At 35.9% G+C, this 24218-nt stretch carries 26 protein-coding genes; 7 read left to right on the top strand and 19 right to left on the bottom strand.

Annotated elements, in window-relative coordinates; translation table 11 throughout:
- Nucleotides 1-3 precede the first annotated feature (3 nt).
- From IC610_RS00840 to IC610_RS00830, 3 genes are all read right to left on the bottom strand, one after another.
- A complete protein-coding gene (locus IC610_RS00840; protein WP_191734790.1) occupies nucleotides 4-324 on the bottom strand; it encodes a hypothetical protein in 321 nt (106 codons plus the stop codon).
- A 48-nt stretch (nucleotides 325-372) separates the two neighbouring features.
- Entirely contained in the window at nucleotides 373-1800 is a 1428-nt protein-coding gene (purB, locus tag IC610_RS00835; protein ID WP_191734789.1) for an adenylosuccinate lyase, read from the bottom strand.
- Nucleotides 1801-2124: 324 nt separating this feature from the next.
- Entirely contained in the window at nucleotides 2125-3036 is a 912-nt protein-coding gene (locus IC610_RS00830) for a ClpXP adapter SpxH family protein (protein WP_191734788.1), read from the bottom strand.
- A gap of 225 nt (nucleotides 3037-3261) precedes the next feature.
- On the opposite strand from IC610_RS00830, the gene IC610_RS00825 reads away from it, so the two are divergent.
- Both IC610_RS00825 and IC610_RS00820 read left to right on the top strand, forming a co-directional pair.
- Entirely contained in the window at nucleotides 3262-3642 is a 381-nt protein-coding gene (locus IC610_RS00825; protein ID WP_191734787.1) for a winged helix-turn-helix transcriptional regulator, read from the top strand.
- Between the two features lie 34 nt (nucleotides 3643-3676).
- Nucleotides 3677-4159: a hypothetical protein gene (locus tag IC610_RS00820; protein ID WP_191734786.1), complete on the top strand. Its 483-nt coding sequence runs from the start codon at nucleotides 3677-3679 to the stop codon at nucleotides 4157-4159.
- Between the two features lie 13 nt (nucleotides 4160-4172).
- Here IC610_RS00820 and IC610_RS00815 read toward each other — a convergent pair whose 3' ends face one another.
- The 10 genes from IC610_RS00815 to IC610_RS00770 form a co-directional block, all read right to left on the bottom strand.
- On the bottom strand, nucleotides 4173-4802 hold the full coding sequence (locus IC610_RS00815) for a peptide deformylase (RefSeq protein ID WP_191734785.1): 630 nt from the start codon (nucleotides 4800-4802) through the stop codon (nucleotides 4173-4175).
- Between the two features lie 372 nt (nucleotides 4803-5174).
- Nucleotides 5175-6047, bottom strand: a complete 873-nt coding sequence (locus IC610_RS00810) for a ChaN family lipoprotein (protein ID WP_191734784.1) — start codon at nucleotides 6045-6047, stop codon at nucleotides 5175-5177.
- Nucleotides 6048-6100: 53 nt separating this feature from the next.
- A complete protein-coding gene (locus IC610_RS00805) occupies nucleotides 6101-6343 on the bottom strand; it encodes a hypothetical protein (RefSeq protein ID WP_191734783.1) in 243 nt (80 codons plus the stop codon).
- A 431-nt stretch (nucleotides 6344-6774) separates the two neighbouring features.
- Nucleotides 6775-7803 (bottom strand): hemin-degrading factor, encoded by a 1029-nt coding sequence (locus IC610_RS00800; RefSeq protein ID WP_191734782.1) that lies wholly within the window; start codon nucleotides 7801-7803, stop codon nucleotides 6775-6777.
- Nucleotides 7804-7807: 4 nt separating this feature from the next.
- Nucleotides 7808-8458: a class I SAM-dependent methyltransferase gene (locus IC610_RS00795; protein ID WP_191734781.1), complete on the bottom strand. Its 651-nt coding sequence runs from the start codon at nucleotides 8456-8458 to the stop codon at nucleotides 7808-7810.
- A gap of 1 nt (nucleotide 8459) precedes the next feature.
- Complete coding sequence (locus IC610_RS00790) at nucleotides 8460-9230, bottom strand: heme ABC transporter ATP-binding protein (RefSeq protein ID WP_191734780.1); 771 nt, start codon at nucleotides 9228-9230, stop codon at nucleotides 8460-8462.
- On the bottom strand, nucleotides 9230-10270 hold the full coding sequence (locus IC610_RS00785; RefSeq protein ID WP_191734779.1) for a FecCD family ABC transporter permease: 1041 nt from the start codon (nucleotides 10268-10270) through the stop codon (nucleotides 9230-9232). The genes IC610_RS00790 and IC610_RS00785 overlap by 1 nt, the downstream gene beginning before the upstream one ends.
- Nucleotides 10254-11132, bottom strand: coding sequence for a heme/hemin ABC transporter substrate-binding protein (locus tag IC610_RS00780; protein ID WP_191734778.1), 879 nt, complete (start codon nucleotides 11130-11132; stop codon nucleotides 10254-10256). Before IC610_RS00780 ends, IC610_RS00785 begins: the two co-directional genes overlap by 17 nt.
- A gap of 132 nt (nucleotides 11133-11264) precedes the next feature.
- Nucleotides 11265-12386, bottom strand: a complete 1122-nt coding sequence (locus IC610_RS00775) for an HmuY family protein (RefSeq protein WP_191734777.1) — start codon at nucleotides 12384-12386, stop codon at nucleotides 11265-11267.
- A gap of 10 nt (nucleotides 12387-12396) precedes the next feature.
- Nucleotides 12397-14535 (bottom strand): TonB-dependent receptor plug domain-containing protein, encoded by a 2139-nt coding sequence (locus tag IC610_RS00770; RefSeq protein WP_191734776.1) that lies wholly within the window; start codon nucleotides 14533-14535, stop codon nucleotides 12397-12399.
- A gap of 302 nt (nucleotides 14536-14837) precedes the next feature.
- Here IC610_RS00770 and IC610_RS00765 point away from each other — a divergent pair, with 302 nt between their 5' ends.
- Nucleotides 14838-16109: a T9SS-dependent choice-of-anchor J family protein gene (locus IC610_RS00765; protein WP_191734775.1), complete on the top strand. Its 1272-nt coding sequence runs from the start codon at nucleotides 14838-14840 to the stop codon at nucleotides 16107-16109.
- Nucleotides 16110-16329: 220 nt separating this feature from the next.
- Here the strand turns inward: IC610_RS00765 and IC610_RS00760 are convergent, their stop codons facing one another.
- The 6 genes from IC610_RS00760 to IC610_RS00735 form a co-directional block, all read right to left on the bottom strand.
- Nucleotides 16330-16620: a putative quinol monooxygenase gene (locus IC610_RS00760; protein ID WP_056078395.1), complete on the bottom strand. Its 291-nt coding sequence runs from the start codon at nucleotides 16618-16620 to the stop codon at nucleotides 16330-16332.
- 225 nt (nucleotides 16621-16845) lie between these two features.
- Entirely contained in the window at nucleotides 16846-17730 is an 885-nt protein-coding gene (locus IC610_RS00755) for a sulfite exporter TauE/SafE family protein (protein WP_191734774.1), read from the bottom strand.
- Between the two features lie 21 nt (nucleotides 17731-17751).
- A complete protein-coding gene (locus IC610_RS00750) occupies nucleotides 17752-18993 on the bottom strand; it encodes a sulfate adenylyltransferase subunit 1 (protein WP_191734773.1) in 1242 nt (413 codons plus the stop codon).
- A gap of 131 nt (nucleotides 18994-19124) precedes the next feature.
- Nucleotides 19125-20033, bottom strand: a complete 909-nt coding sequence (gene cysD / locus IC610_RS00745) for a sulfate adenylyltransferase subunit CysD (protein ID WP_191734772.1) — start codon at nucleotides 20031-20033, stop codon at nucleotides 19125-19127.
- Between the two features lie 25 nt (nucleotides 20034-20058).
- The gene (locus tag IC610_RS00740) at nucleotides 20059-20751 is read right to left on the bottom strand and encodes a phosphoadenylyl-sulfate reductase (RefSeq protein WP_191734771.1); all 693 of its coding nucleotides are present in this window, start codon (nucleotides 20749-20751) and stop codon (nucleotides 20059-20061) included.
- Between the two features lie 85 nt (nucleotides 20752-20836).
- Nucleotides 20837-21244 carry an RrF2 family transcriptional regulator gene (locus IC610_RS00735; RefSeq protein ID WP_191734770.1) on the bottom strand — a complete coding sequence of 136 codons (408 nt, stop codon included), beginning with the start codon at nucleotides 21242-21244 and terminating at the stop codon, nucleotides 20837-20839.
- A 202-nt stretch (nucleotides 21245-21446) separates the two neighbouring features.
- Here IC610_RS00735 and IC610_RS00730 point away from each other — a divergent pair, with 202 nt between their 5' ends.
- The 4 genes from IC610_RS00730 (at nucleotide 21447) to IC610_RS00715 (ending at nucleotide 24187) form a co-directional block, all read left to right on the top strand.
- Nucleotides 21447-21875, top strand: a complete 429-nt coding sequence (locus IC610_RS00730; RefSeq protein ID WP_191734769.1) for a DUF4268 domain-containing protein — start codon at nucleotides 21447-21449, stop codon at nucleotides 21873-21875.
- 89 nt (nucleotides 21876-21964) lie between these two features.
- Nucleotides 21965-23008 carry a tetratricopeptide repeat protein gene (locus tag IC610_RS00725; protein ID WP_191734768.1) on the top strand — a complete coding sequence of 348 codons (1044 nt, stop codon included), beginning with the start codon at nucleotides 21965-21967 and terminating at the stop codon, nucleotides 23006-23008.
- Nucleotides 23009-23057: 49 nt separating this feature from the next.
- Nucleotides 23058-23603: a hypothetical protein gene (locus tag IC610_RS00720; RefSeq protein WP_191734767.1), complete on the top strand. Its 546-nt coding sequence runs from the start codon at nucleotides 23058-23060 to the stop codon at nucleotides 23601-23603.
- Nucleotides 23604-23782: 179 nt separating this feature from the next.
- On the top strand, nucleotides 23783-24187 hold the full coding sequence (locus IC610_RS00715; protein ID WP_191734766.1) for a hypothetical protein: 405 nt from the start codon (nucleotides 23783-23785) through the stop codon (nucleotides 24185-24187).
- Nucleotides 24188-24218 lie beyond the last annotated feature (31 nt).

Raw genomic sequence — 24218 nt, 5'->3', positions numbered from 1 at the left:
TATTTAAATATTATTAGACTTATTTATAGATGAACTATTTTGTTTTGCTTCCTTCAAAAAACCTAAAATTAGATATACCATTGAAGTGTATAAAAATGTGATTAATAAAACAGAAACTATATAAACAATAAGCTCATTACTGAATGGAATCAGAGGAATTAAAAAAACAACAGGAGCAATTATAAAATCTAAACTCTCAAAAAAAGTATTTTTAATATCTGAATTTTCATCTGAAACTAAAGCATACAACAGTTCTCCAAAAACTATAACAAAAGTCACTGAGTAGCTTAGTGCAAATAGTTTATATGAAAACTTTTTTTTCAATTTATTTAATTACCATTCAACAAAAAAATGCAGCCGAAGCTGCACAGATTATACTTTAAGATCAGCCTCCAAACCTATAAGGTCTTTATTGGCATCAATAATCGGCTGAACTTCATTGGCGATGAATTCTTCAGTCTGAATTGGTGCGAAACCGATAAAGTTTTTAGGATCAAGAACTTCTTTCAATTTTGATTTATCAAGCTTCAGAGAATCATCGTTTAAGATTCTTTCGATCAGATCGTTTTCTTTACCTTCTTCTTTCACTTGTTTTGAAGCTTCCATTGAGTGAACTCTGATGACTTCGTGGATCTCCTGACGGTCGCCACCAGCTTTCACTTCTTCCATGATGATGTATTCCGTCGCCATGAAAGGAAGTTCTTCCATAATATGTTTGTTGATTCTGTTCGGATACACCACAATTCCGTTCATGATGTTATTCCAAATCAAAAGGATTGCATCAACCGCTAAAAACGCCTGAGGAATCGTTAATCTCTTGTTTGCAGAATCATCCAGTGTTCTTTCAAACCACTGTGTTGAAGCCACCATTGCAGAACTTGTCGTCAATGACATTACATATTTTGCCAGTGCTCCGATTCTTTCGCTTCTCATCGGGTTACGTTTGTAAGCCATCGCAGATGAACCGATTTGGTTTTTCTCGAATGGTTCTTCAACTTCTTTCAGATTTTGAAGCAAACGTAAATCGTTGGTGAATTTATGTGCAGACTGTGCGATATTTCCTAATAAAGCCACCACTTTTGCATCAATTTTTCTGTCATAAGTCTGACCCGAAACTCCGAAAACTTTTTCGAAACCAAATCTTTTTGACAATTCTTTATCTAAATGTTTTACTTTAGAATAATCTCCGTTGAAAAGCTCCAGGAAACTTGCTGCAGTTCCGGTTGTTCCTTTTACTCCTCTGAAACGTAGCGTTTCTAAGAAGAAATCAAGTTCTTCGATATCTAAAACTAAACTCTGTAACCAAAGTGTTGCTCTTTTTCCAACTGTCGTCAGCTGAGCCGGTTGGAAATGGGTAAATCCTAAAGTAGGAAGATCTTTATACTGAATTGAAAAATCAGCAAGATTTTTCATCACGTTCACCAACTTTTTCTTTAAAATTAAAAGTCCGTCACGGATTTGAATTAAATCTGTATTGTCTCCTACAAACGCCGAAGTTGCTCCCAGGTGAATAATTCCTTTTGCAGAAGGCGCCACGTCACCGTAAGCGTGAACGTGAGCCATCACATCATGACGGAATTTTTTCTCATACTCTGCCGCTTTATCATAATCGATATTGTCAACATTGGCTTTCAACTCTGCAATTTGCTCGTCTGTGATGTCAAGACCTAAGTCTTTTTCAATCTCAGCCAACGCGATCCAAAGCTTTCTCCAATTCTGGAATTTGTTGTTGTGAGAAAAATTGAACAACATCTCTTCGCTTGAATAGCGTTCTTCCAAAGGATTTTTGTAGGAATTCATTCTTTACTTTTACTTTTTATAGATATGCAAAAGTAAGATTTTTTGATGAGAATTAAAAGCGGTTTTAAAATCTTCAAATCGCAGTCTTTTAACCACGTAAAAAGAATTAAAATCTGATTTTTTAAAATTACCAATTCAAAATTTTTAAAGAATTTTTATTACTAAACAAGCCGCATTGATCCCAGGTATTTTCGCCAAATTAAACCTTTTTTTATGGCAAAACGGTCGGTCTGTAAAATTTTTAAATAAAAAAAAATCGTTGCAGAAAATCTGCAACGATCTAGAAATGAATGTTCTTTAGAAAAAGTATATAAAAATGTTTGGTTATTTTTTAGTCCACAAAGAGCCATTTTTTGTGGTTGTTTTCTCAAGTTTACCCTGAGAGGCTAATTCGTTAAGCATTTTTTCACTTTCTTTTCTGCCGTTTCCGGAGAGTTCTGTGAATTCTTTTGCCGTCAGTGAACTGTATTTTTTGAATAAAGATTCCCAGTCTTTTGCAAATTCTGACTTTTCAGCCTTTGGATTTACTGTAAGAATCGCTGTTTCGTAAAATGGATAAGGTTTTGAACCATAAATCATTTGCTTTTCACCTTTATTATTCACAAAGAAAATAGTAGGGAATCCTCTTACCCCCAATTCTCTCGCCATTTTCAGATCATTTTCAAATAAAGTTTTTGCTTTACCTTCGAAATCTGATTTCAGCTGGCTGACGTCAAGTCCCACTTTCTCAGCGGCCAGCGCCATGTTTTCCCATTTTGCGATATTTTTCTTTTTAAGGAAAACCAATTCTCTCAGTTCTCTCATAAAAAGTATCGCTTTTTCTTCACTCTGCAACTGTGCAGCTTTGAACGCTATCGACGGTGGATACGAAGAATCTAATGGATCCTGCAACCATACATCGCCATCAATCGGCATGTCGTAGTAACCGCTTACCTCATCCCAATGGTGAGCAACATCAGACGGTTTGCTGATGCCTCCACTGTTGTAGCTCCAGTCTGGCAAAAGTCCACCCATGTGGTACTCTACTTCGATTTCCTTTCCGTATTCGAGTTTCATTTTTCTCAACTGAGGTTCGATTCCCCAGCAAGACGAGCAAATAGGATCTGTAAAATAGATTACTTTCACAGATTTTTCGGTTGTATCAACAGTTACTGAACCGTTTTCTTCACTTCCCGGAACTCCGCAAACTCCTGTATCAGGATCACAAAGTAAAGGGTTGGTGGTCTGTGTACTCATTTTCTTATTCTTTTTTTTGTCATTCTGACCACTACAGGACAGTGATAAAACACTCAGGCTGCAGATGATCAAATTTCTATAAAATCTCATGAGAAATTTTCTTTCTTCAGCAAAGCTAAAACTTTGATGAATTTAAAATACCATGGGTTTCATTTTGGAAACCGGTTTCCTTGAGGAAACTACCTATCTGAAAATTTGTATCTTTGAACTCTAAACAAAAACAATATGAAAAAAACATCAACCGTAAACAATAACGCCATCTGCAAGCACCGTATGAATGCGATAAAAGATACTGTGGAACTGCTTTCAGGAAAATGGAAATTCCATATTGTGGGGACGCTTCTTCAGAGCAATAAAATGAGATTTATGGATCTGCTCCGCGAAGTTGATGGAATTGGGGCAAAAATGCTTTCAAAAGAACTTCAGGATCTGGAAATGAACCATCTAATTACAAGAGAAGTTTTGGATACCAAGCCTGTCACTGTAGAATATGAGATTACGGAATTCGGTAAAACTTTGGCTCCGATTATTGATGAAGTGGCGAATTGGGGGATTAATTATCGTACGAGTTTGTATGGGAGTAAGACGGAAACGTCTGAGTCATAATTAACCCCACAATATTTCATTGAAAAACCGTATTATGACAAAAGATGTATTTTTACAATTATTACGGAAATGTTCAATCTCTTCATACGATTTTGCAAAGAATTATGTGATTAATGATCTTCCAACTACTTTTTTGTATTCTATAAATTTAAATGATTCCTATGATGATCCGGCACAAACACAATTTGATATATATCCGGAAGATAGTGGAAAAAAGATAAGGTTGATCGACGAAAAACAAGTTGTGAACCTTCTGTGCAGAAAAAACAAAGTTCCTGTTTGGATTGATATTTCTGTACAATGTGTACATAAAAACAAAACAATTTTCAGTTTAGATTGTGCCGGTCGTTATTCGGATGATGAAAACGAATTTTATTACAAGAAACGAGGAACGGGATCATTTGGCATTAAAAGTCCTGTATTTCCTGTCGATTATATTGAAGGTGAAAAATTTAGACTGAAAGACAAGTATAAAAAATCGTGGTTAACCCTTCTTAAGGAATATTTTAAGCAATGATTTGTTAGAAAAATTATCTTTTTATCGAATCACTTCTCTTAAAAGCATCCACTTTTAAATATTCAACATTCTTTTCCTTCTCATTTTTATCTGAAATTAAAATCCCGAAAAGATGGTCGATTTCGTGCTGGAAGATGACGGCTGTGAAACCTTCGACTATTTCTGTATATTTCTGACCTTTTAAATCAACATATTCCAGCTGGATAACTTTGCTTCGGTAAAACTGACCGTAAAAATCGGGGATGGAGAGATCTCCTTCCGGACCGAGATTCTGTAATTCTGATTTCCATGTGATGAGCGGATTGAGGAAGTACTCTAAAGGCTCGCCTTCTTTGTCGAAACGCTGCACCCAGATTACTTTTCTGTTGATACCCACCTGAGGTGCGGCAATGCCTACTCCACCGTCGGTTGACTGAAGCGACGCTTTCATTCTGCTGACCAAAACCGCTGTGTTTTTATCAAGCGGATTGATGTCTGATGAAATGCTTAGTAACGTTTGATGCTGATGATTTTCCGTCGTCTGAAAAATAGGTAGAGCAGTCGTGATGTCGCCCTGATTGATGATTTTCAGTTCATCAGGAGTGAATTTCTGGGCGTTGATAAAACTGATGAGCAGAACGAAAAGCAGAGATATTTTTTTCATTTATTGGAATGTTGAGCAAAGATAGGGCATGTTTTTTAAACACAGAGTTTGTCATCCTGAAACAATTTTTAAACTTCAGATCCATATCTAGGTTCCGTCGGAATGACAAACTTTGTGTTTTTTTCCCGTGCAGATTTTGTAAATTGAGCAGATGTAATCTGTGAAATCTGTGGAATCTGTGCGACATTTCCACTTAGCACTTTTTACTTTTGTGTTGGATCCTTCATATTGTAAAACACCGGGATCCCTACTGAATGACAAACTTTGTGCATTATTTTATTTCTCACAGATTACACAGATTTTCACAGAAACTTATTTGCTTAATTTTATGCGATATACTTGGCTCTTTTTACTTTTGCCTTGGCTCTTTTTTCAGTAAGTTTTCGTCATATCCTCCGGAATAATGAGATTAAAATCTGTGGGGATATAATCTTTCTGAGGAACTTTTAATTCAGGATCTTCTGATTCGAAGACGGAGATGACCGCCATTTTCAGGTTGGGATTTTTCTGTTTGATGTACCAGTATATTCCGCCGTATTCTTTGCTGTGGTAATTTCCGTTGTAGTGGATGAAGGTTTTTCCGGACTGGAGGTTTTTCAGGATAGATTCAGCCATAGTGGCGTCTTTGATGGCCTGTGCGGAGACGAAATTCATCACTTTCATTTCATCGGCGTGGTCGCCCATCATGGTTTTCATTTCGGGATAGCCTGGAGTTTCCAACGTCACTTTTATTGGAAGCTGAGCAATGTAAGTTTTTTCTTTTGCCGATAATTTATTTAAAGATTCCAGACCTTCTTTTGAGGTTTGGGAAGCGTACTTTCTGGGAACATTGGTGGCGATGAACTTCAGTTTTTTATCTTTAGCAAAATCAACCAGAGGTTTGTAATCTGTGGCGTAGTTGTTCCACAATCTTGCCGAGTCTTTTAATGTTTTCGCATCAAATTTTCCATCTAAATACTGATCTAACTGCGGCTGGTTGTCTCTTTCAAACATTTCTGCACCGAGAGTAATCTGCCCATTTTTCTTTTCAAATAATGCTTCGGTAATCTTGAGCTGCAGCCAGTGATTGATGGAACTGTTATGGTTTTCGCCAAAGAAAACGACGTCGTATTCAGCTAATTCTTTGATCAGCTTTTCGGTTTTTATTTCTTTTCCTTTTTTGTCGTAGAATTGGTAAGGTTTGAAGTTTTGCGCATTTGCCGAGCACAAAACAATTAATAAAAGGAATGCTAATATATTTTTCATATTTTCTTTTTTAATAATTTAAATACAAATATTGATAATGGGTTTCACAAATATCACAAATCATTTGGATGAATGATGTTTACCATGAGAAGAATATTGAATAACAATGCAAAAATAGAGTTTTCCATCACAAGAATATAGTTTGCCATTGCAAGAAAATAGTCCGCCAATGCAAAAATATTCTTCGCCATCGAAAGAATATTGTTTACCACCGCAAAAATATAGTCCGCCAATGCAAAAATACTCTTTGCCATCGAAAGAATATTGTTCACCATTGCGAAAATATTATTTGACATTACAACAATACTATTTTGGTATGCAGGAATATTCCTTTGGGACGAAAGAATATATTTTTGGGAAGCAAAAACATTCTTTTGGGATTCAAGAATATTCCTTTGGGATACAAGAATATACTTTTGGGATACGAGAATATACTTTTGGAATGCGACAATATTTTTTGGTGAGGATTAATTTACTTTTAAGATTGTTTTGCCAAAAAATCGCTTAGATCCCTACGGGATGACAAAATTCGCGTACTTTGTGTGAAGTAATTCTTAAAAACCGACAATGCTCTTCTCTAAAAATTCTGTATAGATCCCTACGGGATGACAAACTGAGTGGAATAGTTTCAATTATGCTTTGTAACCATTAAACTAACATTTAAAATCAAAAAAGGCCGCCCTGTAATATACAAAACGGCCTTATATCAATTAATCTAACTATCTATTTAGTTTTCCAAACCTGCTACCAGGTCTTTCCACTCCTGCAGTTCAGGGATTCCAGGTTTTCTTTTTCCGAAGAACTGTACAATGAAATCTCCTTCTTTGTTGAATACTTCAATTGCCGTTACTTCCCCATCTTCAGTTGGTTTTTTTACGATCCAAGCTTCGGTGATTTTGGTTACGTCAAGGTGTAAATTAAAATCTGGATCCATCACGTTGAACCACTGCTGGTGCCACATTGTTTTCTTCACTTCTCCCGTGTGGATCTGGATGATTCCTCTGTTTCCAACGAAAATCATGATAGGAAGTGCTTTGTCAGAAGCTTCTTCCAACACATTTACTACCTTTGAACTGTCGATTTTCTTGGCATAACCTTCAGGAGCCAGTCTCAAAGCCTGAGTTCTGGAGACACCGAATTTTCTGGTCATCATAAAGAAATCGTGAGTATCCTTTAACTCCGTCCATGCTTTTTGGAAGCCTTCCACATCAATTTCAGAATCTGCTTTTTCTTCAGCTTTTGGAGCAACAGTTTCCATTTCTAAAGCAATATTTTGATCTTCAGCCTTAAATTTCTCAACAATCGTATCGAAAGCTTCAGCGTTGCTGTCCTTCGTTAAATAGATTTTGTGCAATGCCAAACCGTCTTTTCCGAAGAACTGAAGGCTTTTTCTGTCGCCTTCCACTACTCCAAAAGCTGATTTCCAGTGATTCTGGAAAATTCTCAAATCGATATCTTCATTTACAAAGAGTTGCGCGTGTGGACTGCTGAAATCTCCATTTTTGTAAACGCCTTTTCTTTCGTGAACGCATTCGTCGTTTCTCGTTAGAGCCATTACTTTTCCTAACTGCTCAACTTCGGTTAAGATGTTGGCAAATTCAGGTTTTAAAATAGTAACGCCCTCTCCGACGTTGGTTGCCAACAATTCAGCTTCGCTTACGCCCAACTGTTCTGCGGCATTTCTTATTCTCAAATGTGGGTTTTCAGCTTTCAGAGCTTCCCATTTTTCTTTTAATTCGTTAACTAAAGTGCTCATCTATTTATTTTTTGATTGTTAAAACTGTGTATAATCTTGTAACGGTTTCGCCGTCTGCTTTACTTTTTACCTGCTCTTCTTTTTCTGAAATTTTCATTCTTTTGAAATGACTTTTAGAAACTGTTTCTTCCATTTCATCGGAGTTGTAGAGTTTAAAATCATACTGCGTGAAAGGCAGAGTTTCCATAAAATCACGCTGTCCGAAGGTAAGAACGAAGGTTCCGTTATCTTTTAAAACGCGGTAAATTTCGTTTAAATATTCTACAGGCTGTTTCCAGAAATAAGCGGTGTTGACGGTAAAAATTTTATCGAAAGTCTTGTCTTCAAAAGGCAATACCGTTCCTTCATACAGTACAAATTCAGCCTGATCTTTAAATTCTTCATTTAATCTCCGGGCTTCTTTATGCATGGTTTCGGAAATATCGATGCCAACGTATTTTAAGTCGTTTGCCAGATTTAGAAGGCTTTTCACATGAGCTGCATTTCCGTGACCAATTTCGAGGATGCACTCACTGTCTTCAATTAATAAGGTTTTGATGCTTTCCAGTGTCATTCCGATGTTGGTGGCATTCATCATTTCAGCTACTTTTAATCCTGTTTCTCCTTCAGGATTCGCAAGATTCTGAGCTAATATTTTTAAATCTTTTTCTTCCATATTATCCAAAAATAATCATTGGGTTGTTGGTGATTGGGTGGTCGCAAATCGTACATGGAAAATTGTACGCTTCACTGATATTTTCTGCAGTGAAAACTTCTTCCGGCGTTCCGTATGCTGCTACTTTTCCTGATTTCATCAATAGAATTTTGTCGGCGTACTGAGCCGCTAAATTCAGATCGTGAAGAACGACTACTGCCGAATTTTCATTCTGAGTAAAATTCTTAATGATCTCCAAAGCTTTGTACTGGTGTTTTACATCCAGATTATTCAGAGGTTCATCCAGAAAAAGAAGTTTCTGAGTAATTTCATTTTTAAGTTGAGCTAAAACTCTCGACAAATGCACCCGCTGCTTTTCACCGCCAGACAAAGTATTGTATTCTCTGCCTTTCAGATGATAAACGTCGGTCTGATGCATCATTTCGTCTGTTGCCTGAAGATCTTCCTCTTTCGGCTGGGCATCAAAATAAGGATAACGTCCCATCATCACAACATCTTTCACTTCCAAAGGAATGTCGTTTGAATTGTGCTGGGAAAATTTCGCTTTATGTTTAGAAAGTTCAGTAATTTTCCAGTCGGTGATGTTTTTATCTTTAAATAAAATCTGCTGTCTGCTTTTCACCTCATTCGCCAAGACACTCAGAAGGCTCGATTTTCCCGCTCCGTTGGGACCAACGATGGCTAAAAATTCGCCAAAGCCTAAGGACACATCCACATTATTGAGAATGTGAAATTCTTTGTGTCTGTAATTGATTTGCTGTGCCTTTATCATTAAACTGACTTTTTGAATTTCATTAAAATGGCGATGAAAATCGGTGCTCCCATCATGGCTGTAAGAATTCCTATCGGCAATTCAGACGGTTCTACAATGCTTCTGCTGAAAGTATCTGCAGTGAGCAGCAAAATACTTCCGAAAATAGCTGAAAGCGGGAGAATGAAACCATAATTTGATTTGAATAAAAGCCTTAAAATATAAGGCACAATTAAACCTACAAATCCAATGGTTCCTGAAAATGCAACGCATGTTCCCCCCATTAGTGAAACGATTATTACGATTTGCTTTTTTAGTCTTTCAACATTAATTCCCAAGTGTTGTGCATCTTTTTCGCCCAGCATCATTGCATTTAAAGCTTTACCTTTCGGAAGCAGAATACTGAATGAAAAAATAAGAACTACAGCTAAAATTGCATTTTTCGTCCAGGTTGCACCGGCAAGACTTCCCATGTTCCAGAATGTTAAATCTCTCAGCTGATCGTCTTTTGAAATATAAATCAGAAATCCGACAATGGAAAATCCTATAGCTGAAATTGCGACACCGCTGAGCAACATCATGACAACATTGGTTTTGCCTCCGCTCGTGGAAATTCTGTAAACCAACAGCATGGCGAGTAGAGAACCCACGAAAGCTGCAATCCCGACAAGCGAAAACTGCACTGCTTCAGGAAGATATTCTCTGAAATATCCTCCTAAAACAATTGTAATTGCTGCCATCAGCGTTGCTCCCGCCGTAAGTCCGATTAAATCTCCTGTTGCCAATGGGTTTCTGAATAATCCCTGCAGGATGGTGCCCGATACCGAAAGCATACTTCCGATAAGGATTGCCATTACAATTCTTGCTGCTCTTACATCCCAGACTACATATTTATCGCTCATGGAAAGATCTGAATCTCCTCTGATTACTTTTCCCAGAACTTCAAAAGCAGATTTACCTCCGAAATCATAAACTCCTGTACCAAGAGACCATACTGCTATTAAAACAAGCAGTATGGCACTTAGTGTAATATAAAAAAATAATTTACTGTGCGTTTTCAATTAAAAGTTTGTTTAATGAAACTGCAGCCTCTCCCAGTCTTGGTCCGAAACCTGAAATAAGGCCTCCATCCATAGCGATTACTTTTTTGTTTTTTCCGGCGTTGGTTTGTGCAACTCCAGGAGCTTTCAGAACACCTTCGATTCCTCCTGAGCTTTCCAATCCGCTTGTGAAAAGGAATAATACATCCGGATTTGCTTTTACAACGGCTTCCGGAGTCAATGGTTTGAAATCTTCAAAATCATTCACTGCATTTTCTCCGCCTGCAATACCGATCAATGCTGCCATTGGTGTGTTTCTACCTGAAACCATCATCATGTTCCCTCTTGCGTAGATGAAGAGAACTTTTGGTTTCTTACTCAATGTCTGAACCTGTGCTAAATCAGTATCAATTTTATCAGTTAATTTCTGATAATCATTATTTCCGATGGCTTTTGCAACGTCAGCGATTAATTTTTTGGTTCCTTCAACAGTATATTCCTGTTTGAAAGTTTCTGTTTTTATTCCTGAAGATTTGATTTTCCCCATTAAATCCGGGTTAATGTCTTTATCTGAAGCCAAAATAAGGGTTGGAGAAACAGCCATAATCGGTTCAATTGTTATTGATCTTACGTGACCTAAATTTTCCGCTGAAGTTTTTAAACCTTCCGGATAAGTACTTGTTACGTCTGTTGCAACAATTTCTTTTTCGTGACCCAAAGCGGCAACGATTTCTGTAATTCCGCCGTTCAAGGTTACGATTTTATGGTTAGTTTTCGGAGCTTCTGATTTTGCTTCGGTATTATGTTCTGTAGCTTTTGAGTCTTCTTTTTTGCAGGAATAAACTGCGATAAGGACAGAAGCTGCAAGAATGAATTTTTTCATTGTTTATTTGATTTATTAGATGTTTAAATGTTGGGTGATGGATGATGGATGCTTGAAGTTTAAATATTGAGATTTTAAAAGAATTTTTCTTTGCCCGACCTAAAGGGAGGAAATTTTTTTTTAAATTAAATATTACAAAGGTTTAAATTCAAATGACGGGTATCCTCTTTCGCCTGCAGTTCCCTGGCTGTCGGTGGTTGCTTTTGTTAATCTTGTGAATCTCAGTTTGAAATAATATCCGTCTGCATCTTTTACAACGTAGAAACGGTCTCCAAGCACTTCAGGACCGTTTACGCCCGCAGTTGATCTCCAGTTAGCTCCTAAAACTCTGTGGTCATTGTAGATGAATTTTGACTGATCAATATTGGCAGCTTCAAATTTATTGTACGCATTAACTCCGGTTTCCGGTGCGGTAACTTTAACCTCATAAACACCTACATTCCCGACATTATTATGTTGAATAAAATCTGCGTAAATATAACTTCCAGTTCCAGGAATGATATTTAGACCCACTGAAAAGCAAAGATCCCATTTCTTTTTTTCCGGTTGGATAGAAACCTGTGCTGCCGGTTGAGCAGTAAGATGATTCAAGGTAACAAAGCTGTAGTTGTATAACTGATTTTTAGCAACGGTAAATTCTTTGTGTGTGGTATCATCCAGCTTAGCATATTTTATTTTGTAACCTTCGCCTGATCTTACCACCTGGATTTTCATCCAGCCTCTCGGATCACCGTTATATGTAACTGCACCGACTGCTACAGCGCCGTGGTAAACGTCTTTCCCCATATTTACAAGATAAATTCCATTGTCCGAATCTAAAGATTTCACTTCACCGATAGCGGTGTAACCTGTAGGAAAATTTCCTGCAACATCATCAATATAAGCTTCGTTGGCAGCACTGAAACTGGCTACCTGAACCAAAGGCTGAAGAGCAGCAACATTTGCAGTAGTAACCGCATCAATATTGGTTGCATCAGGAATTTTTGTAGCCGCCATCTGAATAGATGAGTTTAAAATTACTTTAAATGAACTTCCTGAATAGAAAGCAAAATCCCAGTCGGTTCTTTTTGTTTTGATGAATTGGTTTTCGCTTAAATCAAACCAGATTTGATTTGGCTGTGTAGCTCCGCCAACACTTAAATTTACCAAAGCTCCATCGATTGGCGCTACTGCAACGGCATCTTCGTTATCATTGATACAAGATGTTGAAAGCAAAGCGGTTCCCACCAATAATCCAAAAAGTATTTTTTTCATTTTCAATATTTTAAAAGTTATAGTTTAATCTGGCGAAATAACTTCTGCCATAAAAAAGGTTTTGATTTCCTAAAGCTGCATTGTGAGCATCGCCCTGTACAATAGTATTTCTCAAAGTACTTACATCAAATATATTTTTGATCCCTGCTGCCACTTCAAAACGGTTGTTGAAGAATGGCTGAGAAACTGTAAAATTCAACATATTAAAATCTCCTGCTTCACCCAGAACAAATTTCGCAGGTGCGGAAAGATCATTGTTAGACTCCTGTACAAACTGCTTCATTACACCGGTGTATTTGTAATACAAGGCAAATAAAGTTTTTGTTTGAGGAAGTGTATAGTTCGCTGCCAGATTCGCTTCAGTGTAAAAGTTGTAATCATCCGGTGAGGTTACATTTCCGGCAACTAACTCCTGAGAAATCCCCATTACAGAAACGCCGGCATTGAAAGAGAAATTATCTTTTTTAGCTGTAAAACCACCTCCGAAAATCAGTGAATTATATTTATTGATATTTAAGAAAGTGATTCTTAATGGGCTGTTGCTTATAACTGCCTGTTGAATTCTGTCCTGAACATCGAGGTACATTCCCGAAAGGTTTACATCAAACTTCCAGTTGCTGTCGGTTTTGGTTTTATAATCCCAAAATAAACCTACGGAATATCCTGTCTCTGGTTTTAAATTTTCGTTTCCTCTGATATCATGGTTGGAATCTACTGTATAAGAATAGAGTTCTTCATACGTTGGAAATCTGTTGGAAGATCCGAATACTGCTCTTAAATCTGATTTTTCGGAAGTACTGTAGCGGGCAGTTAATGAGTAATTAGACTGAGAATCGAATCTGTCGCTTAGTGCCAGACGATATCCCGGTCTTAAAGATATGTCGTCAGAAACTTTCCATTCTGCAGAAATAAAATTGGCATAGCTGAAGATTGCTCTGTTGATATTATCTACGTTTGCGGTATTATTTGTAAGTATCGCTGCAGAAGCAAAGCCACTTGTTCTGTCTAATTCATATCCCAGCTGGAAATTAATTTTCTCGCTGTCTAAGAAATTACTGAACATCCCTCTTGAATACAAAACCTTAGAGTCATAAAAAGTATTTTTTTCTGCTCTGGAAAGTTCTGTTCTGTTGGGAACATCAAATCTGTAATCCTGATTTTCTCTTTTTTGAGTCTGATAAGAAAAATCTCCTAAATAATTGATTCTTCCCAGCTTGGTCTGAATATTAAACTGATGAATCCAACGGTTTGTAAAGAAATCTGTATCATCTGCAACGTAAGTACGGTTTCCTCCACTCAGTGGAAATTCCTGTACTACCTTATTTCTTGAATTTAAATTTTCTCTTAAAAAGTTAACTTTATAAAATAAAGTCGTATTATTTTTAGCATATCTAATTGCCGCGTTGGTCGTCAGAATATCTTTAGGAAGCCATTCATAACCTCTCAAACCGTCGTTGCCTTCAGAAAAATGCTTGTATCCTTTCTGTCTGCCTTTATAACCCTGGAAGTCGTTGTGATTGATATCTGCAGTAACGGTCCAGTTATTATTTATTTTATATCCTAAATTTAAAGACTGAATGTGTCTTCCGTTTCCTTTTTTAAACCAATCGTAGTCTTTTCCTACAGTTTCTTCCTGAAGTGAAAGGTTTATATTTACTTTTTTACTGTAATTTTTCTTGGTAATAATATTGATGACACCTGTAACTGCATTACTTCCGTATTCCACACCCATGGCTCCTTTCACCACCTCGATACGTTCAATATTGTTGACATTGAGTTTGCTTAAATCCATCTGATTTCCGCTGCCTCTGTCTGTAACAACGGGAATATTATCTATTAAGATTTTGGTGTATTCATATCCCAATCCCATGATATTTGCGCGTGAATTTCCGTCACCGTTTGGATCTGGTGCAATCTGAATGTTTAAATTCTGATTAAGAACTTCCGCAGCTGTAGTTACTGCCATATTTTTGATCATCTCAGCATCAATTACTTCAACTTTATATATTGATTTATTGATTGATTGCTGCATGTATTGTCCGGTAATAACAACTTCACTGATGTTTTTTTGGTTTGCAGAATCTTTCTCTTGAGCGTAAATGCTTGTAATTGCTGATAATGCCAGTATTGACAGTACTCTCTTCTTCATGTGGAAAAAAAATTTTGACAAATATAATGGTTTATTTAGAATAGTTAAAAATAAATAGATAATTTAAATATGACATTTTCCCATATCATTTCTAATGAAGATTAGTTTTTATTCTGAACGTGGGGAATTTAGATTACCTTTAAAGCCTATACAGCAGGGGGTTTTTACACACCTTTGGAAAGATTCTAATTGGAGCAATAAGGATGATTTAATATTAAAACAAGACAAATATCATCTTTTTATTTAGAATGTTTAAAAATAAATATTTACTTTTGTAGAATAATTCTAAATAATAAAACGTTATGAAATTAAAACTACTTTTCGGAGCTTTAGTTTTCACTGCAATATCTGCAAATGCACAAGTTGCAACAATCAACGAAACTTTTGAGTCATTTACTACAGGATTAGGCGCACCATGGCCTCAAAACAATTGGTCAAAAGTTGTATCAACTGCAGGTCCAAGAGTTTATGCTGACGGAACTACTGATAAGTACGCACAATTTTACAGCTTCTTCTATCCAGGAGTTGATGGTTATCTTGTAAGTCCACAGATCGTAGCGCCAGATGGTACAAAGACTTTAACCTTTACTTACGCTCAAACAGGTGGAACTGGTAGTTCAGGAACTTTACAGGTAGGATTAATTTCTGAAAGCTCAACTACAGGAACTGCTGCGTTTACATCAATTAGTCCGGTATACAACGTGACTTCTACAACAGAACAGACAGTTACCATTACTGTACCTTCATCTACTAAACAATACATCGCTTTTAAATTTATCGGAAGTGCGGAGCATGCTGTTGTTTTAGTTGATGATGTAATATATGATACACCGCCAGCAGGAACAATCAACGAAAATTTTAATGCATTTACCGGACCTGGAAACCCTGCTTCACTACCGCAGAACGGATGGAATAAAGTAATTGCAACTGTTCCTCACAATGTTTATACTGCTGCGAACAACGGTAGTAATGCAGTTCAGTTTTATGCGAACACTACTCCTAACACGAACATGTATCTTATTTCTCCAAAGATTGTAGCTCCAGACGGAAGTAAGAAAATAAGATTTACAACCAACATTTCTTCAAATTCTTTTGGAAATGCAACAATTGAGGTAGGAATGGTTTCAAGTATCACAGATATGACAACTTTTACATCATTAGGAAGCCCAATAGCTCTAACAGCAGGTTCAACTACACCTCAAATTCTTACGTTTGATGTACCAACCTCTACTAAGCAATACATTGCATGGAGATTTAGCGGAGCAACAAATCACGCTGCAGCTTATGTGGATGATGTAATCTATGATGTGTTAGGTTCATTAGCAACTTCAGATCTTACAAAATCAAACAGCGATATCAGATTTGCTGTAAATGCAGAAAATACAGCTCTACAGTTTGTAGGAAAAGAATCTCCAAAATCTGTAGAAATCTATTCTGCTTTAGGAACAAGAGTAGCTGCAGGAACGGTAGACTACAATAGATTCAATATTAGCACTCTTCAGACAGGTGTTTATTACATTCTAATTGAAACTAAAGATGGCACGACTCAGAAGTCGAAGTTTATCAAAAAATAATACTTTCTATTTTTTCTAATAAAAAGGCAGTCTCAGAATTTCTGAAGCTGCCTTTTGTTTTTGTGAGGGATGTGGGGTGTTGGATGATTGATGATTGATGATTGATGATTGATGATTGATGATTGATGATTGATGATTATCAAAATTATTTTATAAAAACCAATTTTACTTTTTCCTACAATTTTTTCCCTTTATTCTTTTTACTTTTTACCTGGCTCTTTTAGTAAATCTTAAATCCTTTGTAAACCTGCGCTGTTTCAGATAAAATTTTGGAGGCATCACGTCTGAAATTCAGAAGATGATCCTGCCCGTTGTGTCGGTTGTGATGTTCTCGGGTTTCCCAAAGTTCAACAAGGAAAAATGTACCTTTATTTTCGTTATCTTCAATGAGATCATATTGCAGGCAACCCTCTTCTTTTCTGGTTTCTTTTACAAGGTTTTGAAATAATTCAACCGCTTCCATCAGATAGTTTTCCTGAAACTTGAACAGGGCGACAATGTGTAAATTCATGTGTTATTTTTAGGCTGTAAATGTAAATTATTTTTGATTTTAATAAAATTCAGATTCTCCTAAATTTTTCACAAAAAAAATTCAGTGTAAATATTTTTAGCGCAAGGTTTGCAAAGATATTTTTTAAAAATTAGTCTGTTTGTTTTTCGTGCACAAAGGCGTTTCACTCAGTTAAGAATACTGAGTAGATTTAAATCTCTTAAATATGAATCCTTGAATTTTGAATTAAAATACCGATTTAAAAATTGTAACCGAACTCATTACAATCACCAGTGTTCCGATGATGATAAACATATTTTTAACGGGAAGTTTGGCAGTCAGCATTGCAGAAAATGGTGCAGTAATAATTCCACCGATGAGAAGTCCCAGAATAATATTCCAGTGCTGAATTCCCAAAGTAAAAAAGAAGGTGATGGCCGCAGTAATTGTCAGGATAAATTTTGCCACAGTAGAACTTCCCACTGCAAATCTCGGCGTAAAAGCATTCTTAATTAAAGTTCCGGTTACCAAAGGACCCCAACCTCCACCGGCAAATGAATCGATAAAACCACCGATTACGCCAAGTCTTGTAAGATTAGTTTTCTTCTTTAAAGCTTTATTCTGTTTTGGTTTAAATGCATTAGACAAAATTTTAAAACCTAGATACAGCGTATAAAAAGCGATGACCGTTTTGGTAATTTTCGAGTAATATTCGCCAACGTATGTTAAACACAGTGCGCCAACAATCGCACCGATAATGGCCGGAATTGCCAGCTTTTTCACCAGGCTTTTGCTTACATTTTTCAGTTTAATATGGCTGATACTTCCGGCTGCCGTTGTAAAACTTTCAGCAGAGTGAATACTTGCACTCACAATATGAGGTGGAATTCCCAGGAACATCAGTGTCGTCGTACAAATCACGCCGTAGCCCATTCCCATTGATCCGGCGACAATTTCTGCAAAAACACCCACAAGAAGCATCCAGTAAAAAATATGATTGTCTTTGGCAAGAATAATTTCAAGTTCGTCTAAATATCCCAGACTGTACATTGAAATAAATGCAATGACCAAGACAATTACTGTAATCAAAAGGACATTGAGCCTGAACTGAATTTTCTGCGAAATTACCATATCATCAAGTGTTTAAAAGAACTATAAAATCATCACCGCACCAACGGTTGAATTGCTTGTTTCATCAATAAGAATGGCATTTCCTGTTGACCTGCTTTCTTCAAAACTGTCGAAAACCAAAGGTGATGCGGTTTTTAATCTCACTTTTACAACTTCATTCAGTCTGATGCTTTCTGTTACGGGCATCTGTTCAAGTGTATTGACATCAATTTTATATTCAATTTCTTTGATAACTGCTTTTAGGGTTTTGCTTTTGTGCTGAATAAAATATTTGTTTCCCTCGTTCAGTTCTTTTTTGTCGAGCCAGCATACAACGGCTTCCAGTTCATTTTCAACTCTTGGCTGTTGATTGGTTTTTACTAAAAAATCGCCACGGCTGATATCAATATCGTCTTCAATGTGAATCACCGCAGGCTGATTGGTAAAAACAAAATCTACTTCTTTTCCGCCATTTTCAATTTTTGAGATTTTGGTCTGAATATTTTGTGGAAGAACGGTAATCTCATCACCTTTCCTATAAATTCCCGAAATCACTTCTCCTGCATAACCTCTGTAATCATGCAATTCATCCGTTTGCGGACGGATCACGTACTGCACCTGAAATCTCGGGTTTTCCTGTTCCTGATTCTGATTAATCTCAACATTTTCCAGAAAATCTAAAAGTGTAGAACCTTGATACCAACCTGTTTTGTCAGATTTAGAGACAATATTATCTCCGCTAAAAGCTGAAATTGGAAAATAATTCACATTCTCAAGCTTCAGTTTTTTAGCAACCAGTTCATACTGAGCTTTGATGTCATTATAAATCTCTTCAGAATAATCCACCAAATCCATTTTGTTGATGGCAACCACCACATTTTTCATTTTCAGTAATGAAGCAATGATAGAATGTCTTCGGGTCTGCTCTATCACGCCCTGTCTTGCATCAATCAGAATGACAATCAGTTGCGAATTCGAAGCTCCTGTAATCATATTTCTGGTGTACTGAATATGTCCCGGAGCATCGGCGATGATAAATTTCCTTTTTGGCGTTGAAAGATAGCGGTAAGCAACATCAATTGTTATTCCCTGCTCTCTTTCGGCTCTTAAACCGTCGGTAAGAATGGCAAGATCAACCCCGTTTCCGTTTTTATTTTTTGACTGTTTCTCCAACGCTTCAAGCTGGTCGATCAGTATATTTTTGCTGTCGTAGAGAAGTCTTCCGATCAGCGTACTTTTGCCATCGTCTACACTCCCTGCGGTGATAAATCTTAATATGTCCACGTAAATAATATTAGTAATGAGTAATTGGTGATAAGTAATTTTAAACCGTTCATCTTTTGAATATTTTAATGTAAAGCATCGAGTAAAATACGCAGTTTGGCATTGCCTATTACTCATTGCTCATTACCCATCTAAAAATATCCTCCTTTTTTTCTGTCTTCCATTGCGGCTTCCGTTACTTTGTCGTCGATTCGGGTTTCGCCGCGTTCGGAGATTCGGGAAGCGGTAATTTCGTTTACCACTTCATCCAAAGTTTCAGCTGAACTTTCAACTGCGGCTGTACAGGTCATATCTCCGACGGTTCTGTAACGTACTTTTTTATTTTTAATGTGATCATTTTCATCAATCTGAATAAAATCTGAGACGGCAATTAACTGTCCTTCAAACTCAATCACATCACGGTCGTGAGCAAAATAGATGGATGGCAGCTGGATATTTTCTTTTTTAATGTAATTCCAGACATCGAGCTCTGTCCAGTTTGAAATTGGGAAAACTCTTACGTTTTCACCTTTGTTGATTCTTCCGTTATAGATATTCCACAATTCAGGACGCTGTAATTTAGGATCCCACTGTCCGAATTCATCACGGACCGAGAAAAAACGTTCTTTTGCTCTGGCTTTTTCTTCATCTCTTCTCGCTCCGCCGATGCAGGCATCGAACTGAAATTCTTCAATTGTATCTAATAAAGTATGTGTCTGCAACCAGTTTCTTGAAGCAAATTTTCCTTTTGGTTCAGTTAAATTTTTAGCTTTGATGGTATCTTCCACTTTTCTTACGATCAGTTCGGCACCGAGACTTTCGGCAAAATAATCTCTGAACTGCAGTGCCTCAGGAAAATTGTGTCCCGTATCAATATGTACAAATGGAAAAGGAATTTTCATTGGGGTAAACGCTTTTTTAGCCAAATGAACCAATGTAATCGAATCTTTTCCGCCGCTGAAAAGCAAAGCAGGTTTTTCAAACTGAGCCGCAATTTCACGCATGATATAAATGCTTTCCGCCTCAAGTTGCTCGAGATAATTTAGTTTATGGTCACTCATTATAATTTGAAAGATTAAATTTGAATTAATTTGAATGCAGACCGCATTCTTTTTGTGAAGTTTCCCACCACCAGCGTCCTGCCCGTGGGTTTTCGTCTTCTTCGATAACTCTTGTGCATGGCTGACAGCCTACACTGATAAAACCTTTTTTATGAAGAGACAGTTCCTGAACCTTGTGATGTTCAAGATAATTTAAAACATCCTGATACGTCCAGGTAATCAGTGGATTGTATTTGTATAAATTCCTTTCCTCATCCCATTCCAGAACCGGCAAATTTTCGCGGTTTTCCGACTGTTCTGCACGAAGTCCTGTGATCCAGACCTTAGCATTTTCCAAAGCGCGGTTCAAAGGTTTTACCTTCCGTATGAAACAGCATTCTTTTCTGTTCTCAACCGAGTGATAGAACGCATTGACGCCTTTTTCAACCATGTACTTTTCAACGTCAGAAGATTCAGGGAAATAAACTTCGGTTTTTTTCTGATAACGTGAATTGTTTTTTGAAAGTAAATCGTAATGTTCGTAGAAAAGCCGTCCGGTATCTAAAGTGAAAACTTTTATCGGTAAATTATTTCTGAAGACAGCGTCTGTGATTACCTGATCTTCCTGACCAAGCGACGTAGAGAAAACAATTCCTTCGGAGAATTTTGATGAAATAAACTGTAATCCATCCTCCAAATTAAGTTGCTGCAAAGTTTTGATATCCTCTTTTGAAAACATAATTTTCTGTTTGATATGCGCAAATATCCAACAAAAATATTATCCTACCAAATAAGTAGACTTCTAAAATTAAATTTAATCAGATTTAGTCAATTAAATCTAAAAGTGTTTTTTCCTCTAAAATTTTAAGTGAAGCATCTCTCACTTCAATCAGAACATCGTGTAAACTGCAGTGATCTTCGTTACAGTCTGCACATTTTTCGTAGAAGTTCAGGCTTACACAGGGAAGCATTGCAATGGGACCATTTACCAGACGAATAATTTTTGCCAGATTCACATTTTGAGGATTTTCTTTAAAAAAATAACCGCCCCCTTTTCCTTTTTTGCTGTCGAGGATGTCTGCTTTTTTCAGTTCCAGCAGAATATTTTCAAGAAATTTTAAAGGAATTTTCTTATGATCTGCAATTTCCGAAATAAGAACCGGGCCTTCATTTCTCTTTTCTACGAGATATGAAAGCGCCTTAAAAGCATATTGAGATTTTTTTGACAGCATTACAGCAAAAATAGGAAAAGTTTTCTTAAAGAAACAAGGCAAAAGTAAAAAGAGCCAAGTGTGGCAGCAACATCGAAAATTTGTAGGGACTTTATTAGAAAGCTTAAAATTCTCTTTACCTATTTCTTTTCATATTTACTTGACTAATTTTACCTGGCTCTTTTACCTTTTTACTTGGCTCTTTTTTATCTAAATTTGTCCCATGTTCAGTAAAGAAGAAGCACAGCAGTTAAAAAAGGAATTTTGGACGGCATTCGGGAAATCGTTTCCAAGAAAATGGGTTTTGTACAATACCAAAATCAAGGATTTTTCATTTAAATTCTACGCCGACAAAAAAAAGGCCGAGGTTTCTCTGGATATCGAAATGAAAGACGAAGTCTTCAGAGATGCATATTATAACAAAATCTGGTCGCTTGAAGATATTCTGAAAGATTTCATCGGTGACTTTCATAAAGAAGAATTCCACACTCTGGAAAACGGAAAAGTCATCAGCCGGATCTGGGTAGAAAAAGAAGGCGTTTCTGTTTTTAATAAAAATACATGGAGAGAAGCTTTTGAATTTTTTGTGGAAAAAATGGATGGTTTTGAGAGGTTTTATTATGAGTATGAGGATTTTATAAAGGATGTTTAAAAATATCAATGTCTTTTGAATAATTTTTAAAATTTTTCATTGCAAATAATTATCTTTAGAAAAATAAAACTAATTTCTAAAATAATATTATGCGAAAAATTAAACTGCTGTTAATTCTAATTCCATTTTTCGGATTCTCACAAAATAAAACCGGTGCGGAAGAAAAAGTGGCAGAAGGGATCACACTGCATGACGAAGAAAAATATGATGAAGCGTTAAAAAAGTATGATGAAGCGTTGATCCTGGACAAGAATAACTTACTTGCTCTTACTGAAAAATCCATGACTTTTGAAGCTACAAAAAACTACGGTGAAGCCATAAAAATCTGTCAGTTTATAATTGCTAATTTTAAAAATGAAGATATCAAAACTGTTTATCTTAACTATGGGAACAGTTTGGATCATTCTAAAAGACCTTTGGAAGCTTTGAAAATATACGATGAAGGATTAAAAAAATATCCGGATTTTTACCAACTCCATTTTAATAAAGGTATTACTTTAGTCAATAACAAACAGATTGATAAATCATTAGAATCTTTCCAAAGATCTCTTCAACTTAATCCTGATCATCCCGGAACTTTGAATGCATTAGCCGTACTAAATGAAAATAATAGAGCAATATCTATGTTATGCTCTCTACGATATTTGAGCATAGACAATAAATCTCAGCGTGCTGCCGGACAATTGGAATTTTTGCAAAATCAAATTAAAAAAGGTGTTGACCAAAAAAGTGACAAAAGCGTTTCTGTATCAATAGATGCTAAAACATTAGAAAAGTCGGAAAAAAATAAAAAATCTCCCGACGATTTTTCGGTTGTTGAACTTATCTTACCTCTTGCTGTAGCGCTTGATTATGATGAAAAAAATAAAGACAAAACCGACTGTCAAAAATTACAGGACAAAATAGACACAATCACATCTGTACTGCAAGAATCTCAAAAAGGAAAAAAGGGTTTCTACAGAGAATTTTTAACACCTTATTTTATTGAAATGAAAGAGAGGAAATTGATAGAGGCGTTTGCTTACATTATTTCTTATCCGAAGCAAAGTGATGATGTTTTGAAATATCATCAGGAAAACAGTAAAGAAATAGAGAGATTTTATGCCTGGTCTGAAAACTATCAATGGAAGTAGTCTTGACCTAAATTTAACCTGATTTTTTAAAAGAAAACCTTAAAATCTTATGAAAACAATTTGCATATTTATTGTTTTTCTCAATTTTTTCAACTTTAAAGCTCAAGAGATAAATTGTAATATAGAACAAACCAAAGATTTTAAAGAATTTAAAACTATTTACAGTAACATCGACGTAGATGATTACAGAAGTCACTTGGACAATAATTATTCGAACAGCGATACTGAACTGATATTATTAAAGAAACCTGATAGATTCAAGGGGGAATTAACAGTATTTGCAATTAAAAATGATAAAATATTTGGATATAAAAAAGATACCTCAAAAGTAATTTATGTAACTATTCATCAACAAGATTTTGAATTAGTAAATGAAAACCTTTCTCAGTTAAAAAATAATTTTTATGTTAATTTTTGCAATAACAAAGAAACTCACAGTAATATATACTTGTTAATTGTGAGAAAGAAAGGAAAAGTAGTTTCTGGATATTTCTCTGTGAACTTGTTAGAATTTAGAACTAAAAACGAGAATCAAGATCTGTCAATTCTATACAATTTGATGTCAATATTACATAGATATTCTTTTTTTAAGTAAAATAAAAATTAAATAGTTAGATAAAAATAAGACAAACCCAAAAGTTTCTCTCTTTCAATCTCATTTTATCCAAATTTCCTTTTTCCAAGCCACAAAAATAATCGTTTAATTTTTTTTAAAGAAAAATCACATAGTACAGATTTAATTACTATATTTATTTCAGTAAATAATTAGACAAAATGAAAAAAATTACTATTGTTCTGCTTACTATCTTTAGTGTAGGACTTGCCACGGCACAATCAAAGGAAATAAAGAAGCAAAAAGAATTTGTGGAAACTTATCGGCTTCAAACGGGAAATGTAAAAAATGTTAATCTTCAGCTTTTACAGAATAAATATTATCTTGAAAGCAAGAACATGATTTTGGAACAACAGAAAAAACTAAGTAAAGATCAAGTAAATGAGCTTTTGATCTACAATCAGGATGAATTTTACAAGGCACTAAAAAATGAATTTTGGAAAGGTAATATGAGAGGTGAAAATGCGAAGTCGGCTAATAATTTATATGAAGCAAGACTACCTGCAAATCTTGATGCTTATCGAAGTAAGGTAATTGATAAATTAGATTCAATATTAGCATCCTAAAACAAAAAAGAGAAACCCGCAAGTTTCTCTT

The organism is Chryseobacterium caseinilyticum (assembly GCF_014837145.1).
In the GTDB taxonomy this organism is placed as follows: domain Bacteria; phylum Bacteroidota; class Bacteroidia; order Flavobacteriales; family Weeksellaceae; genus Chryseobacterium; species Chryseobacterium caseinilyticum.
Note: the sequence above shows the minus strand (reverse complement) of the source record. Positions and strands in the feature narration are given on the sequence as shown.